We start from the raw sequence: 15,633 nt of genomic DNA on the forward strand, positions 1-15,633 counted from the left end.
CATTATTTTTGAGCAACAAAAAATATTGTTGATCCTTGATAAGCATTAAAAATTGACTTGCAAACATTTTTATAAAACTGCAATGATTTTAAATTCAAATACGGAAACCGTTTTATTTTCACCTTACAATTTTTAAAATTATAAGATTCAAAAATGGTAATAATATTACTTTTCGTAAAAAAATTTAAATGAATTGGCGGCGCGTCTTGATATAAATTATCTTTAGCACGTTCAGGATAATTTAATATTTTATTATAATTAGGAGTCGACAAAATTATCTTTCCGTTTTTATTTAACTTTTTGTAAGCCAAATCCATAAATAATTTTAAATCTTGTAAATGTTCAATAACTTCCCATAACAAAATAACATCAAAAGAGTCTTCAATATCATTCATTATCTTAAAATCGGAATTAATAGTATTTAAATTTAAACTCCTAGATTTTTTATAAGCCTCCTTATCTATTTCAATCCCTAAATAGTCTATATCAGCATTTTCACTTCTAATATAAGCGCCCATTAAGCCAATACCGCTTCCAATTTCTAATACCGACTTGTAATTTGAATTAAATACATGTTTTTGTAATACTCTAGACCTATTATGTCCAATTTTAATTTTTTTACCTTTCAAAAGCATATTATACTCATTCACAGAATAACTTTCGTACTTTGCTGAGTTATTATTATACAACTTATCGTAAAGTGTAACTAACTCTTCTTGAGAATATTTATCAAGGCAAAAAATCAACTTACAGTGACCGCATTTTCCTAAGTTAAATTTTTCATTTATTAAATTCACTTCATTATGACATAATTTACAATTCTTAAACATTATTTCATTATTTTAAAATTACTGGCTTATTAAAAATCAAACTAAACCATCCCATTATTCTACCAAATGATTCTGTTAAAGCCTGTTTTTTATCTTTAGTGGTTATTACATTTAGCAGTCTAATTACTATTAACAACCACGCGGTAGCATGCCATTTTAGTCTAGCTGTAAATTTAGGTTTATTATATTTTACACGCCAAATGTACCAACCATTTCTAAGCACCATTTTACCATATTTATACTTATTTGGTCGTCCTGAAACATCGTGATAATGACTTAATTGCGCTTGTGTATTTACATATAATTTGCCAAGTTTAGCTAAACGCAAACTAAAATCGGCATCTTCATAAAGACCATAACCTTCAAAATAAGTAGAAAAGCCCAACTTACTAAAAACTTCTTTTTTATAAGATGACACACCACCCATAATTAATTCAACCTCATAAATATTACCAGATGGCGGTAAAAATCCAATAGATCTGCCGTGTGCAAAAGTTGGTAAAAATCCTGGTTTTCTGTCTGGCAACAATCCAAATTTTCGACGCAATCTAAATCGCGCTGGTTCACTCCTGCTCCAACCTTCAAAATAAAACAAATCAGGATTATTTGCGGTGTTGGCTTTTTCCCAAACCACTTCATTTTTAATATAACCTCCAACCGCTAAAGCATTTGGTTTTAGTTTATAGGTATCAATTAAAGCTTCAAAATAATTAAACTCTAAAACAATATCATCGTCTAAAAAACAAATAATATCTATCTCCCTTGCTACTTTAGCTACTCCAAAATTACGTTGCTTGGTTAAACCGCGATGCCTATCACCTACAAGAAAATAACTAAGGTTATTAAACTCATTTTCTTTTAAAATTTGCTCCGTTTCTTTATTTATAGAACCATCAACAATAATAATTTCATCAGGATAAAACGTTTGCTTTTTTACCGATTCCAGTAACGTTAACAAAGCCTTCGGCCGCATATATGTACAAACAATTAAGGAGAATTTCATTGCTTAATTTGTTTTAGTTTGTTCGCCCATAATACACTTTCCCGCCATTGTTTTTTAAACGTTTTAAAATAGGTTATCGGGTTTTTAATGGATTGACTTTTATAATACTTTAAAAATAACACTAATTTATAACCTAAAAGTTGCTCTAATGTGTTATGTTTTAATTTATAGTACATAATTGTTGGAGACGGTTTTGGGCTATAACCCTGTTTTGTCCAAATATTTATGTGCTTTTTTCTAAAACCGCCAATTGGAGCTTTTAGGTGAACAATTTCTGGTTCAGGAAAATAAATAACATCAACACCATTGTTTCTTAATTGCATGCCATAATCGGCATCTTCACCAAAATTAAACTCGTAAACCATATTAAAATACAACTCTTTTAAAGCTGTACTTTTTACCATACTACAGCCAGAACCAAAAGTACTCCATTGTTTATCATTAAAATTTTGTTTTTTATCGTTGGTTCTTAAACAAGTAAAGGTCACCGCTTTAACATTAGCTGCTTGCATTTTTTTGAGTGCCAAATTGGTAAAATTGGGTTGAATTCTAATATCGTCGTCGGCAAAAAACACATAATTTGAAACTACTTCTTTCAACCCTAAATTTCTAGCATTGCATGCCCCAGTTTTATTAATAAATTTATGACAAATTATAAAAGGCCAATTTTGATTGCTTAAATAATCGAGTTCGGAAGCACTATTTTCGTCTGGGTTTTGTTCAATGATAATTACTTTTTTAGGCAAAATAGATTGCTGTTTTAAATCATTTAAAAAATCCAACAAATAAGTTTTCCTTCCTAAAGTTGGAATAATAACATCGATACTTGATGCAGATACACTATTACTTTTTAAGACTTCTAAATCTATTTTAATCGAACCTTTTAATTGACTAACAAACAAACTTTTAAAAAAGGAATAAAGCAGAAATTGCTTATTAAAAAAAGTAATATTAAACATTAAAAAGAAACTCCAAACCCATTTATAATGCTGTTTCACAAACTTAAAAAGCATGGTTTTTGATGCCTTTTTTCGCTCTTTAACTAAACCTAAATTCAATAATAATTTTGGCTCTGAATAACAAAACAAACCGTTACTCATCCCTAATTTAGCCATGGAATTTAATGCATAACTAAACGGTAAATCTAATTTAATTATAGTTTTAAATTTTAAAACTTGCGATGCATAAATTGCTCCAACGTCACTACTCATTAACCAGGTTGGATACTTTACATTTTTATTCACTTTTAAAAACGGAGAATCTTCAACAAAACCAATTGCTTGAGGTAAATATTGAGATTTACCATAAGATAACATCATATTTTTTAAGGTGAATATATCTTGAAAATCAGTAATATTTAAATTTTCTTTTTGGTCGATATGGCACCAAACTATAACTCGATCTGGGAAAATTTCGGCTAATTTAAATAATGCATTTGTTGGTTTATCCGAAGGTATATCCATTGTGTTCTTCGACGACAAATCGACGACCTCAACAACATGATTTTCATTATGGAATAAACCTATCATAATTATAAAAGCGATTTATAGTAGTTCAAATTAATATCGGCAATTTTATCGATATCAAATGTTTCGACAACCTTAACTCTTGACTTCGCACCTATACTTCTACATAAATCTTCATTATGAAGTAATTCTAGTATTTTTTCGGCATACAAATTGGTTTCTGTTGGATGAATTAGAAATCCATTTTTACCATCATCAATTAATTCTTGCGCCCAACCAATGCTTGTATTTACCACAGGTTTTTGTAATGCCATTGCCTCGATAGTTACCATACCTAAGGTTTCGGCAAAACTTGGAAACACACAAACGTGAGCCTGTTTAATTTGTTGTTGCACGTCGTTGTATGGCAGTTTCCCTAAATATTTAACGCGATTTTTAGCTTCTGCAGAAAACAATTTATCTATTAAATTATAAGTAGATTTTTGCCCTGTTTTAATATCTGCACTATCGCTTCCAATTAAAACTAATTGAGCTTCTGGGTTTTGTTCTGCAACCTTATTAAAAATTTTAGCCAACTCGAAAACGCCTTTTTTCCTAATAATGGTTCCTACATATAAAATAGTGTTTTTAATGTAAATTTCGGGCGATTCATTTGTAAAATCACTCAATAAAACACCGTTAGAAACCGTATTTATTTTAGATGATTTTATTCCGAAAATTTCACGAGTTTCTTCACCTGCAAAATTAGTTGGCGCTAGGTATGCATCAGCATTTCGTAAGGCTTGTTTTTCGAAAACAAAATTTTTAAACTTTTGTTGTCTGCCTTCTAATTTACAGAAGTAGGCATCGCTTCCGTGAAAACGAATAACTAATGGTACTTTAAAACGCATAAAAGCGGTAATTCCTGTCCAATCTGGCGCTTCTAAAATAGCTATCTGTTTTTCTGAAACTATTTTATTAATTTGATTTTGAACGTATTTACGACTAAAATACCATCCTAAATAAGAAAATTTCTTTTTTGCGATGCTATGAATTTCAACACCTTTATCGTTAAAAACTTCTGAAGCTTTTTGATTGTAAACAAATACATATACAGCAACACCTTTTTTAACCAATGCCATAGCAAGGTTTTTTATGCTTGTGCCAATTCCTGCAGCATGGGCAATTTTTTCGTGCGGATATTCGGGTGTTATAAAACCTATTTTCATTTTAATATCGCTTCAAGTGTGTTCCAAATAGTTTCTGAAGCTTTTGTAGGTTGTTTTCCTGCTACAATTTTAAACCACTCTGTTCCTTCTTCTACATTCGATAATTCACCATCTAAAATCTGCTTTACTATACCTTCTAAATCTTTTTTATCGGTACAAAAAACAGCTGCCTTATCGCTTGGCATACTTCTAAAATGAACATATTTGTAATTCTGACCAATATCGCGAATGCCTTTTTTTAACTGCGGTTGCTCATAATTATAATAAATACAAGGTTTATTATGAGCCACAAAATCGAATACTGTAGACGAGCATACATTGGTTACAAACTCACTATGTTCGCAAACATTGTAAAGCATTTTAAAATCTTCGGGCGTTGGTAAAATTTGGTTCCATTGGCTACCAACTTGCTGCCAAATGGGGTCGATTACCGTTATAATATCTTTATTCGCGTTAATTACAGCATCGTATCGCGGTGTAAAATCTACAGGACATTTCCTGTAAATTACCCCTAAATTATACCCTTTGTTATTTAAACTTCTACATGCATTTGCTAAATCTTCAAGATAATATTGATCGAGCGGCGATGTGGTTTCATCGTCTCCAGAATAGCAAATATATTTTTTATTGATATCAAGATTATGCTCAGCAAAAAAAGCCTCTTTAGTTTGTTTTAACGACGCATCGAAATGTGGTTCGAACTGTGGCGTACCCGTTACAAACACTTGCTCTTCTTTTACAAACGGATAATATTTAAGCTGTTCGTTTTTCATTAAATCGCTCCAAACACAGTAATAATCGGTTTCAACCACTTGCATCGCTTTTGGTACGTTATCCCAAGAGTATACAAAAGCAACCGTAGGAATTCCTAAATCTTTAGCAGCTAGAAGCGCACTAATAGATTGTGTGGCGCGTTGGGTTGTACAAAACACCAAATCTGGTTTATGCTCTTGTAACTGTTTTTTACAATAGGCATATTTTGATGTTGAACGCTCTAACTTATTTATTTTTTCGCGTAGTTGAGTGATACCTTTTGGAGATGAATATTTCCCAACCAACCATTTTGTAAACAAACTACGGAATATATTTTTCGCTCCTTTATAGTTAAAAGGAAATTTATAAGTTGGGTAAACATTGTCATTAAATTTATCTCTCGACACATTTAATTCGGCACGTTTTCTTGCTCTGGAATATATGGAAAGTAGTTTGTGTGCACTTTTATCTTCAATCTTAACTTCGTTAAAGCCTAAATTGTCTTTTAATGAAAATATGGTGTTATTCCAGTACGTAATATCGAAACCCTTTTGCTCGCCTATTTTCTTAAAATCGGTGAATGCAAAATTTCGTAAGCCTACGCCATCTGGAAAAAAAATGAATACTTTTTTAGACATTTACTTCTTTTTTAAACGGGCAAACAGCCATTAATTTATTACACAAATCATCAATTAATTCTGCATTTGGAAGCACTTGTTTAGTAGTAAACAAACTTTCTAAATCTGGAATGTTCAATTTAGTATTTACAATTTCTGGTTTATACGATTCGATTAAAACCGACTCGAAATAATCTTGATATTTTATATCGTCGCCAAAAACATCATCAGAAAATTTTTGCCATACTGCAGGAATACCGTAAGCATGTGCTACAATAATGCCGTGTAAAGATGACGATACAATTTTGTCGCAAGCTAAAAATTTGTTTGTGGTTTCTTCAATATTGTTAGTCATTAAATCAATTAACAACACTTCCGATGCATCGGAATAAAAATCCTTTACTTTTTTAAAATCGTTGTAATGAGGAATAATACCAAATTTGTATTTCTTTTCGATTTTCGGATTATAATATTTTGGCAACAATAAAGCCGGATCTCCATAAACTTCTGGAACATGGTAACCTTTTTCTATTAAAAAACGTCTGGTTTGCGGGCCTCGAACGGCTAAGAATTCAGCATTTTCAACAGGATATGCTTTCGATACTATGCCACTTCCCCAAACAATACAATTACTAGTTACGTTGGTTAAAATACTACCAATTGTAACGTAAATGGGCTTAAAAAAATTCACAAAAGAAAATGCTTTAGGCTTAACCCAAACCGCTTGTTTTCCAGATATTTTTTCAACTAAATATTTACCTAGCAAATCACCATAATTTTCTTTGGCTTTGCCTTGTATTTTAATTTCGTTCCACCAAAACAATCGTATGTTTTTAGATGAACTCATGTTAACCTTTTTGATTTTTTAATTTTTCGCGTTGCACCTGTTCAATAGGCAAAATATCTGCATTTTTAAAACTTAAAGCTTTGTAAACTGCCTTTAAATCGCGAGATAGTTTTCGCATGCCCATAGGTTCTAACGACGCTGCATGATCGGTTCCTTTCCAGGTTCTATCGAGCGTGTAATGGCGCTCAATAATGTTGGCTCCAAGCGTGTAAGCCGCAACATCAACAGCAATTCCTAAATGATGCCCAGAAAACCCAATGTGTTTAACTTGGTCTCCATATTTTTCTATAAGCAGATTAATATCTAACAGACAAACATCATCAAAAGGCACCGGATAACCCGATGTGCAATTGTAAAGTACTAAATCTTTATTACGATTTTGTGTTTTAAACAGATTAACCAAATCATCAATTTCGGTTTTGGTGGTCATTCCTGTTGAAATATGTAACTCACCTTTATAATTTTCGCATAACCATGTAAGCATCGTGGTGTTGTTATTACACGCCGATGGAATTTTAATAAATTCTGGATTTAATGAGGCTATTTCTTTTGCCGAGGTTAAATCCCACACTGAAGTTGAATACGTTATACCAACTTCTTCGCAAAATGCTTTTAATTCTTGATGCTGATTTACATCGAACTCCAAAAACTCACGGTGTTCTCCATAAGTTGAACCGTATGAATTTACCGGATTTGGATGCGGTGTATTGTATTGGTCTTCGGTTAATAATTCCTTATTATTTCGCTTTTGAAACTTAACGGCATCAACATCACAAAATATTTTCGCGACTTTTATAAGTTCCTTCGCTATTTCCATATCGCCTTTATGGTTGCAACCAATTTCGGCAATTACATATGGTTTTTTGTAGGTATTCATTTTGTTTTTGGTTTAAAACCTTTATATCAATTTATTACTAGATGATTCCTTGATTAGGCTTCGACTGCGCTCAGCCTGACATATTGAAATAACTATTGTATAAAAATTAAAATCGTTTGTTATAATTCATTATAAATCCGCAAGCTTCACGAATGGCTCCAGCTCCCGAATTATTAGATAAAACCACATCGGCATGTTGTTTTACAACTGTTGTAGCGTTATTAGGTGTTAGCGACCAACCGACACTGCAAATATTGGTTAAATCGTTAACGTCATCGCCTACATAGGCTACATTACTTATACTAATTCCTAAATCTTTAGTGATATTTTTAAGTAAAGTATATTTGTCTTTTACTCCTAAAAACACATGTTTTAACTTTAGCTTTTCCATGCGTTTTGCAACTAGTTCCGAGTTTTCTGAAGTCATGATCATTACGGTAACATCGTATTGTCGTAAAATTTCAAGTCCCATTCCATCACGCATATCGAACCCTTTAGTGTGTTCGCCATCTTTGGTATATGTTATTGTGCCATCGGTAAAAACGCCATCAACATCTAACACTAAATGCGTTATTTTTTTCGATTCTTTTTCATGTTTTTGGCGTTCCATAAGCAATTGTTCTACCACAATCCAATCGGTTTCAGAATCTATTTCTTGTAAACTATCTTCTGGCATTTCTACCACAGCAACGTTGTCTCCTATTCTATTTTTACGTTTTTTTAAAGCTTCTTTTGTTACCGTATAAACAGCACCGTTTTCTATTAACAATCCTTCAAAATCTTGCCTACGCGGACGATTTAACGGATCGTAATTTAATGGTTTTCCGTTTTTATCCCACAAGAATCGATGTGTATTTACAACGGTTAATGCAGAATCGAAACCTTCATTTAATTTATTTAAGCAAGTATCAATATCATCGGATTTTGTAAAAGGCGATGTTGCTTGTAATAAACAAAAAGCATCAAAATTGAAGTTAATAGCTTCAGCATATTCTAACATGGCAAATTCTGTACTTGCACTGTCACTTGCACTATCTTCGCTTCTCAATAAGGCTTTAACTTTATTGGTCCAAGTGTATTCCTTTTCAATAAAAGAAATAATATCCTCATCGTCGGTGTAAACAACAACCTCATCTAAATTAGAAAAAATGGCCTCGCCTAAAACCCATGTAAACAAGGGGCGACCAACCATTTTTCGCTTATTTTTATTTGGAATACCTTTAGAACCTTTACGTAAAGGGATAAAACCAATGCTTTTCATAAAATTCGATTTTCACTATTATGCTAAAATACTGTTTGTTTTTAAAAGTATAAACAATTAGGGTGCTATTGAGGCGTATTTTTGTAAAACCGACCGCCCAATGGTTTCTCTATCTAATTTTTGCTTTAATTCTTCTTGATTAAATGTATAAGCAGTATTTATTAACTCTGGATTTATTAAAGCGTTTGCAAGTAGTTTTTCAATTTCTGAAGCATTTTCACAATCCTTAATGAGCAGTCCGTTTTTATTAGGTGTTATAATTTCGGAAGTGGCATTTCCAGGATTAGATTGTATTGGAAAAGCTCCCATAATTATACCTTCTAGCAAGGTATTTGGCATGCCATCGGAATTACTGTTTCCAATATAAATTAAGGCTTTCCCCATAAGTTCAAGTACATTCTCATGATTTATACGGCCTAAAACTTGTAAATTCTCCCAGTTTTTTAAATTGGAATTCTCTACAAACTGAAACACCTCGTTAGGCGCACCAAACACAATAATTTTATAGTGTTTTAATTGTTCTTGCAGATTTATTATGGCTTTTAAAACCGTAATTGCGCGACCAGAACGCCCTTGAAAACCTTTTATTAAAATGGTTTTTCGCTCATTAATAGGTAAATGGAATTTTTGTACATGCTGTAAATTAAAACCACCACCACCTGGAAAAACGCCTAAAAATTCACCATTAAATCCGTAATGTTTTGCAATTTCATAATCGCGATTACAATCGGTAAACAAATAATTTACGCGTGGCAACACTTGTTTTATATTTTTTAAATAAGATGGGGTATTTTGAAAATAGTACAAATCGCTTCCCCAAGATGAATAAATCCATTTTTGGTTTTCATGCTTCATCATCACTTCGTAAATAGGCGCACATGCCAAGTAAATTGCAAAACTATGCACCACATCGGGTTTTACTTCATTTAAATACTTTTCAAATTCTGAAGCTGTGTTTTTCTCATTAAACCTTTGAATAACATTATAAATTTTGGGAAATCGTTTTTTTAAAAATATACGCCCAGGATACCTGTATTTTTGTTTCCAATTGACACGTTGTTGCACCCAATCCAGTTTTTCTACAGGAGCACTCATACCAGTAATATCGAACCAAAACACCTCATGACCAGTATTTTTTAACTGGTCTGTCCACCTAAAAAAGTGCAAGGTTGGTATAGAAACCATTACTATTTTCATGCTTCGCAATACATGGTTAACTCAATTTGATTTTCTGTTCTATCAAATTGATATTTATACGGGTTATTTCTAAACTTAATAATTATTTCTTCTAAAATGATATTATTTATGGTTTCCATGGCTAATACGGGAATGCTTTTTTTACGCAAAAGTTTCTTCATATTATTTTTTAGCTTTTCACTGGAAGAAAAATCGGTTATTTTAAGCTGAATAACTTCATCTTTAATATTATGTATCTGCGCTAAAAAGGCTTTTAATTCAAGGTTTGATGCTTTTAAATGAAATGTTTTTTCGCATGCATTATTCAATTGGTTGTAATGCTTAGTAACGGGAAGTTTTCCCCATTCTAAATCCTGATTCACTTGGGTTCTTTTTGAAGCTTCAGTAAAATTCATATAAACATGATTAATGCGCTCTAACTGCGAATGAAACGGATGTTTACTTAATTTACTTCTGTAGGCTTTTGGATGCCACTGATGCTTCACTAAAATCTCTTTATCATAAAAATTAACCGACAAACCTTGATTTTTCATGCGAATATGAATATCGGTATCTTCGGCGCCCCAACCATGATAAAACTCATCATAACCATTAAGTTTTTTTAATACTTCGGTTGGAAACATAGTATTTCCTGTAACCTCATTATTACCAGGAAAATCAACGTTATAGTCAATAAACTCTTTATTTAATTTAGATTCTGCTTCCGATAAAAAACCATATAAAAAATAATGAACTTCACTAGGTTTGGCAAGTGTATTTGCCGTTTTAATAAAATCTGGATGAAACATTAAATCGATATCTCCAACCATAAAATATGGTGTTTCGCAAGCTTTTAAAGCAATATTTATAGCGCGACACTTGTTCCATAATTGCCCTGAAACTTCGCAGGACACAAAATTAATTTTAGGAAAATCTTGCAGTAATTTTTTTAAATCATTTAAATAATTGGCATCCGAACCATAATCGACCAAAGTACACACAAAGCTTTGTTCGCTTTGTTTTTTTAAAGATGTTAAACATTGTTTTACAATGCGTAAATCTCTATTTCTGTTGGTTAATACCATGGATATGTTTTCGGTTACTGTATGCTTCATTTAAATTAACTTTACCGATTTTAAAACGGAATAAACATAAAATTTAACAAACCCAAGTTTGTTTTCTTGTTTAAATATGGTTTTCAAAAATAGCGCAAAGGCTTTAAAATATTTTTTTTCGCGATTGTATAAACTTACCAATTGTTTCTTTTTATCGTTTATACTTTTGCTAATAATAGCGTTTTTATGCGAAAAAGCATCATCTGAAGCTATATCTTTTAAAATATTAAGGTTAACGGTTTCAATATCGCTTAGTGTTTTTCTAAGTTTTGCGGACACCCCAATTTCCATTCTGTACACTGCAGTAAAATCATTTAAAAAATGAATTTTTCCACCATTTTTTAAAACCCACAAATAGGTTGGCCAATCGCCATAAGGATATTTTAAAATCCAATTTGGTAAAGGTTCTTGCTTTGGTATATTCCTAAAAAGGGTTGTTACCGACGGTAATACATTTTTAAAAATTAAATCGCTAAACTCGTAATAAGGCTTGCTATGTTCTTTTTTTTCTTCAACTAAGCTATTGTCCTTAAATAATTTGTGATAATTAGTACCAACAATTGCAAAATCTGGATTGGCTTCAAGAAAATCGACTTGTTTTTGTAGTTTAAATTCGTCAATCCAATAATCGTCACCATCGCATATGGCAATATACTTACCCTCACAAGCATTTATTGTTCGAAAATAATTATTTATTAAGCCAATATTTTTCCCAATCGAAGGCAACAATTTAATTTTATCTGGATATTTGTTTTGATAGTTTTCGCAAATACTTCTAGTGCTATCTGTACTGCAATCTTCACCTATAACCAATTGAAACTTGAAGCTTGTTTTTTGTGCCAAAATACTATCTATAGCCTGTGCAATACAATGTTCTTGATTGTAGGTAAGCATAAAAATGCTAACTGTAATTTGCGATGCAGCTGTCATATTTTTTTAAAATAGTTTTTCAGTTTAAAAAATGCATCTTGTTGGTTATTAAAAGTGTAACCTAACTGCTCGATATCATCTTGATATAAATCTGCAAACTCTAATTTTATATCATCAAAAAAGTAATTGGAATAATGTTTTTTCTTTGTTTTAGCTTTATTTATGTGTAAATTCTGCTGTACTGGTAATTTTAAAACCTCGCAGAGGTGTTTTAAATTATTGTTATAATTTTCAAATTTCCCGATATAATCTGGTTTAAAATCGCTCTCTAAATCGAAAAATTCGGTTTGTTGTTTGGTATGGTCGCCTCGATAATACAATTCGTTCTCGTGGGTTAAAACCGCTTTAAATTTCCCTTGTTTAAAGATGTAATTTTTAAAAGAATCTTTTATTTTCTGGTCTTTCAATAACCAAAAATAATCGGACACGGCTCTATCCCAAGGATTTCTAACAAACGTAAATTTATAATAAGTTTTCCAAACGTCTTCAGAAATAAGCTCTGTTTCTAAAAGCTGTTTGGCCGTAGCATGCTGCAGAAAAAATTTGCGCTTTGGGCACCAACCATAGAGTTTGTTATAATCTACTTTATTCCAGCTAACATCCTCATTTGGAAACAACAAATATTTTATTGTTGTTCCGCCACATTTTGGAATGTGTATAAAAATACATTTATGTTTATGGCTAATCATGTGGTTTTAACTGCTTGTTTTTAGTTTTATAAGTTATTTCCTTTTTATTAAAATACGAATTGTAACAATAATTTATCCAGTGTTTAGAATCTGGTTTTATATCCTCGAAAAAAATAGTTTCGGGAAACACCGTTAGCTTTGGTATAACAACCGTTTCTTCTTTTGATTGATTTATAATTTTGTATCGCTCGTTTAATGCCTTGTTGTAAGCATAAGCTTTCCCGCTAATTAAATCGGAATACGCAACTCTAACATTATTATCGCCTCCTAAACGAAAAATAACCAACGCAAAAAGCCCAATTTTGGTCCATTTTGATAATTTAATAAATGGTTTTTCTTTCTCTTTTAATTTAAAAAATAAGATAAACGACACATAAAACACACCTAGTAAAAAGAAAAAGTAAACCACATTAACCACACGAAACGGCACCCATTTTAAACTATAGTAAACCGGAAAAATGCCAAGAATAAGAAAACTAAATACAATTAAAACAGGAAAAAACAAGTTTACTTTAAAAATATCTGGTGTTTTAATTTTAGAAGCGGTTTTGGCAAAAGAATTAAAGAATAATAGCAAAACAACTATTATACTTGGTAGCCAATCGCCTAAATGCCTTTTGGTTGCTTTTAAGGTTTTTAATACCGAATACATGAATTGCTGATTCCCCGGATATGTTGTTGCTCTCGACGCTGACCCCGGAGACAATAACACAAATGCCGAACAAGCCAACATAACTATAAAAAGCAACCATAAACCTTTGTTTAATTTTCGGTTTTTAAATAGTAAATAGGCACATGTAAAGCCATAAATTAAATTTATAAAGACTAAAGTAACTTCGTTTGTTCCTATTACCAAAACGGCCAATAATATTGCAGCAATAATGAAGTTTTTATTTTTTGTGGTTAAATACCTTAATACATAAGAAAACATAAATAAGGCCAAAATTATTGATAATTGATAGGTAACAGAACCGGCTAACCAATAAAACCCCTGCGTGGGTGAAGGCATTTGTACTAAATATAAGGCAACCAAAATAATTGCAAGAAAGCTTTTGTTTTTTATTGATAAGGTTACAAAAATTGAAGACACTAAATGGTAAACGGCTATAAACAATGCAATTAACAGCAAAATAGGCACCAATTTATACACTACAAACGAACCAGAAACCAAATTAGGAATACCAAGAATTATAGTTGGCAAATAACGTCCGGACCAGCCCAAATAAGCTTCTTTTTGTAAGCCAAAATACCCTGAATCTCTGGCGTAATTACTATAACAAAAATCGTCGGCAGATGGGTTATTAAATACCGATATTAACAAAAATGGAAGTACTACTACGCTACTTAAAATTAAGATAACATTTGTGCTTTGAAGATATTTTTTTAAAATGGGTTTCATATGTTATTTCAATATAGTCTACAAATCTTCAATATATAACCAGTCGTTATCTAATAACACACAATTACCATTAACATTTCCAAACGCTTTTAAAACGTTATACTTATACGGAAAAAATTGTAGGTGTAAATCGAATGTGTAACGATAAGGCCTCTGTTTAGGCAAAACAACAATTAAACGTTTTGCTGCAACCCGTTTTAGTTCAGCAATACACTTTTCTAAATCTAAAACATGCTCTAATGTATGTGTAGAAATTACGGTGTCGAAATAATTGTTTGGGTATTTAATATCTTCAATAATACCTTCTTCAAAAGTTATATTTTTTGAGCTTTTTAATTCATCTGGTATTACAAAATCTATTCCTACAACCTCACAACCTTCTTTTTGATGTATTTTTTTTGCGAGGTAACCTCTTCCGCAGGCAATATCTAAAACTTTATCTCCTTTAATTTTATTTAAAATATACTTTTCACAACTTAAATTGAGATCTGTTTCTCTTTTTATGTGAACGCTTGCCAACTCCTTATAATAATTAGCCATTTCTTTAGAATTAAATTTCCAGGCGTTTTCTTTAAAATTTAAAAATAGTTTCCCTTTTTTACCAAACAAAAGCAAAAACAGCGGACTCATAAAAAACCTAGAATCTCTCACAAATGGTGGTAACAAATTGTCTAAAAACCAATTTATTTTATTAGTAAAATCTCTTGACAACTTCATTTTTATCTACTTGTATTTTTTAGTAAAATGATATCTAAAAGGAATCAGCATAACATCTTTTAGCATCATAATTGAGTCTTTAAGTAAGCTTATAGTTGAATTTTCGTTCCCTTCGAAAGTTACTGGAATGCGTTTTATGTCGTATTCTTTTTTATACGATAGGTAAAGTATTTCTATATCGAAGCCAAAACCGCTTACTGCCAATTTTGGAAATATTTCGTTTGCCACCTTTTCTGTAAAGCCTTTAATACCGCATTGGGTATCATTAATTCCTGTTACTACAAACCGAGAAACAAAGCCTGTAAAAATAAAACTAGACAATTTTCTTGCAAAAGTTATGCTCGTATAATATTGCGAGTGTATGGATCGGCGATTGCCTATACATACATCGAACTCTTTAAAATCGAGATAATGTAAAATGCGCTCAATAATTTCGAACCCATAAGGTATATCGGCATCGGTAAATACTCTAAAAGCTCCTGTTGCATGCAACATACCTTGTTTTACAGCATAACCTTTACCTTTATTTTTTGAGTAAGACACTAATTTTATTGGTGAATTATTCTGTACTATAAAATTTTCGATTATTGTTTTTGAATTATCGGGGCTACCGTCGTTAACCATAATAATCTCAACCGAATAATCGATTGATTTTTGCCAATTAGAAACCTCTTTAATCGTTTTTAGCACAAAAGTGCTGGCATTATAAACCGGAATTATGAGGCTAAGTTTAGGTTTCATTCAA

General features: G+C 31.5%; 15 protein-coding genes. All 15 read right to left on the bottom strand.

Annotated elements, in window-relative coordinates:
* Positions 1-2: 2 nt before the first annotated feature.
* Positions 3-746, bottom strand: coding sequence for a class I SAM-dependent methyltransferase (locus LG651_RS10660; protein ID WP_226696114.1), 744 nt, complete (start codon positions 744-746; stop codon positions 3-5).
* A gap of 91 nt (positions 747-837) precedes the next feature.
* Positions 838-1,833, bottom strand: a complete 996-nt coding sequence (locus tag LG651_RS10665; RefSeq protein ID WP_226696115.1) for a glycosyltransferase family 2 protein — start codon at positions 1,831-1,833, stop codon at positions 838-840.
* On the bottom strand, positions 1,830-3,362 hold the full coding sequence (locus tag LG651_RS10670) for a glycosyltransferase family 2 protein (RefSeq protein WP_226696116.1): 1,533 nt from the start codon (positions 3,360-3,362) through the stop codon (positions 1,830-1,832). Before LG651_RS10670 ends, LG651_RS10665 begins: the two co-directional genes overlap by 4 nt.
* A 2-nt stretch (positions 3,363-3,364) precedes the next feature.
* Complete coding sequence (locus LG651_RS10675) at positions 3,365-4,507, bottom strand: glycosyltransferase family 4 protein (protein WP_226696117.1); 1,143 nt, start codon at positions 4,505-4,507, stop codon at positions 3,365-3,367.
* The gene (locus LG651_RS10680) at positions 4,504-5,898 is read right to left on the bottom strand and encodes a glycosyltransferase family 28 protein (protein WP_226696118.1); all 1,395 of its coding nucleotides are present in this window, start codon (positions 5,896-5,898) and stop codon (positions 4,504-4,506) included. The genes LG651_RS10675 and LG651_RS10680 overlap by 4 nt, the downstream gene beginning before the upstream one ends.
* A complete protein-coding gene (locus LG651_RS10685; protein ID WP_226696119.1) occupies positions 5,891-6,724 on the bottom strand; it encodes a polysaccharide pyruvyl transferase family protein in 834 nt (277 codons plus the stop codon). Before LG651_RS10685 ends, LG651_RS10680 begins: the two co-directional genes overlap by 8 nt.
* A 1-nt stretch (position 6,725) precedes the next feature.
* Positions 6,726-7,601, bottom strand: coding sequence for an N-acetylneuraminate synthase family protein (locus LG651_RS10690; RefSeq protein ID WP_226696120.1), 876 nt, complete (start codon positions 7,599-7,601; stop codon positions 6,726-6,728).
* Positions 7,602-7,707: 106 nt separating this feature from the next.
* Positions 7,708-8,862, bottom strand: coding sequence for an acylneuraminate cytidylyltransferase (locus LG651_RS10695; protein ID WP_226696121.1), 1,155 nt, complete (start codon positions 8,860-8,862; stop codon positions 7,708-7,710).
* 57 nt (positions 8,863-8,919) lie between these two features.
* A complete protein-coding gene (locus LG651_RS10700) occupies positions 8,920-10,059 on the bottom strand; it encodes a glycosyltransferase (RefSeq protein ID WP_226696122.1) in 1,140 nt (379 codons plus the stop codon).
* The gene (locus tag LG651_RS10705; RefSeq protein ID WP_226696123.1) at positions 10,056-11,153 is read right to left on the bottom strand and encodes a glycosyltransferase family 2 protein; all 1,098 of its coding nucleotides are present in this window, start codon (positions 11,151-11,153) and stop codon (positions 10,056-10,058) included. Before LG651_RS10705 ends, LG651_RS10700 begins: the two co-directional genes overlap by 4 nt.
* Positions 11,154-12,083, bottom strand: coding sequence for a glycosyltransferase (locus LG651_RS10710; RefSeq protein ID WP_226696124.1), 930 nt, complete (start codon positions 12,081-12,083; stop codon positions 11,154-11,156).
* Positions 12,080-12,772 (bottom strand): sulfotransferase family 2 domain-containing protein, encoded by a 693-nt coding sequence (locus LG651_RS10715; RefSeq protein ID WP_226696125.1) that lies wholly within the window; start codon positions 12,770-12,772, stop codon positions 12,080-12,082. Before LG651_RS10715 ends, LG651_RS10710 begins: the two co-directional genes overlap by 4 nt.
* Positions 12,765-14,171, bottom strand: coding sequence for a DUF6056 family protein (locus tag LG651_RS10720; RefSeq protein WP_226696126.1), 1,407 nt, complete (start codon positions 14,169-14,171; stop codon positions 12,765-12,767). The genes LG651_RS10715 and LG651_RS10720 overlap by 8 nt, the downstream gene beginning before the upstream one ends.
* Positions 14,172-14,189: 18 nt before the next feature.
* Positions 14,190-14,888, bottom strand: coding sequence for a class I SAM-dependent methyltransferase (locus LG651_RS10725; RefSeq protein WP_226696127.1), 699 nt, complete (start codon positions 14,886-14,888; stop codon positions 14,190-14,192).
* Between the two features lie 6 nt (positions 14,889-14,894).
* Complete coding sequence (locus tag LG651_RS10730) at positions 14,895-15,629, bottom strand: glycosyltransferase (RefSeq protein ID WP_226696128.1); 735 nt, start codon at positions 15,627-15,629, stop codon at positions 14,895-14,897.
* Positions 15,630-15,633 lie beyond the last annotated feature (4 nt).

The sequence above is a fragment of the Neotamlana sargassicola genome, assembly GCF_020523965.1.
Classification (GTDB): domain Bacteria; phylum Bacteroidota; class Bacteroidia; order Flavobacteriales; family Flavobacteriaceae; genus Neotamlana; species Neotamlana sargassicola.

Bases quoted from the DNA above. Each gene is read 5' to 3' on its own strand.
- LG651_RS10690 (WP_226696120.1), bottom strand. From the start codon at position 7,601: ATGAATACCTACAAAAAACCATATGTAATTGCCGAAATTGGTTGCAAC.
- LG651_RS10715 (WP_226696125.1), bottom strand. From the start codon at position 12,772: ATGATTAGCCATAAACATAAATGTATTTTTATACACATTCCAAAATGT.
- LG651_RS10675 (WP_226696117.1), bottom strand. From the start codon at position 4,507: ATGAAAATAGGTTTTATAACACCCGAATATCCGCACGAAAAAATTGCC.
- LG651_RS10700 (WP_226696122.1), bottom strand. From the start codon at position 10,059: ATGAAAATAGTAATGGTTTCTATACCAACCTTGCACTTTTTTAGGTGG.
- LG651_RS10725 (WP_226696127.1), bottom strand. From the start codon at position 14,888: ATGAAGTTGTCAAGAGATTTTACTAATAAAATAAATTGGTTTTTAGAC.
- LG651_RS10705 (WP_226696123.1), bottom strand. From the start codon at position 11,153: ATGAAGCATACAGTAACCGAAAACATATCCATGGTATTAACCAACAGA.
- LG651_RS10730 (WP_226696128.1), bottom strand. From the start codon at position 15,629: ATGAAACCTAAACTTAGCCTCATAATTCCGGTTTATAATGCCAGCACT.
- LG651_RS10695 (WP_226696121.1), bottom strand. From the start codon at position 8,862: ATGAAAAGCATTGGTTTTATCCCTTTACGTAAAGGTTCTAAAGGTATT.
- LG651_RS10685 (WP_226696119.1), bottom strand. From the start codon at position 6,724: ATGAGTTCATCTAAAAACATACGATTGTTTTGGTGGAACGAAATTAAA.
- LG651_RS10680 (WP_226696118.1), bottom strand. From the start codon at position 5,898: ATGTCTAAAAAAGTATTCATTTTTTTTCCAGATGGCGTAGGCTTACGA.
- LG651_RS10720 (WP_226696126.1), bottom strand. From the start codon at position 14,171: ATGAAACCCATTTTAAAAAAATATCTTCAAAGCACAAATGTTATCTTA.
- LG651_RS10670 (WP_226696116.1), bottom strand. From the start codon at position 3,362: ATGATAGGTTTATTCCATAATGAAAATCATGTTGTTGAGGTCGTCGAT.
- LG651_RS10710 (WP_226696124.1), bottom strand. From the start codon at position 12,083: ATGACAGCTGCATCGCAAATTACAGTTAGCATTTTTATGCTTACCTAC.
- LG651_RS10665 (WP_226696115.1), bottom strand. From the start codon at position 1,833: ATGAAATTCTCCTTAATTGTTTGTACATATATGCGGCCGAAGGCTTTG.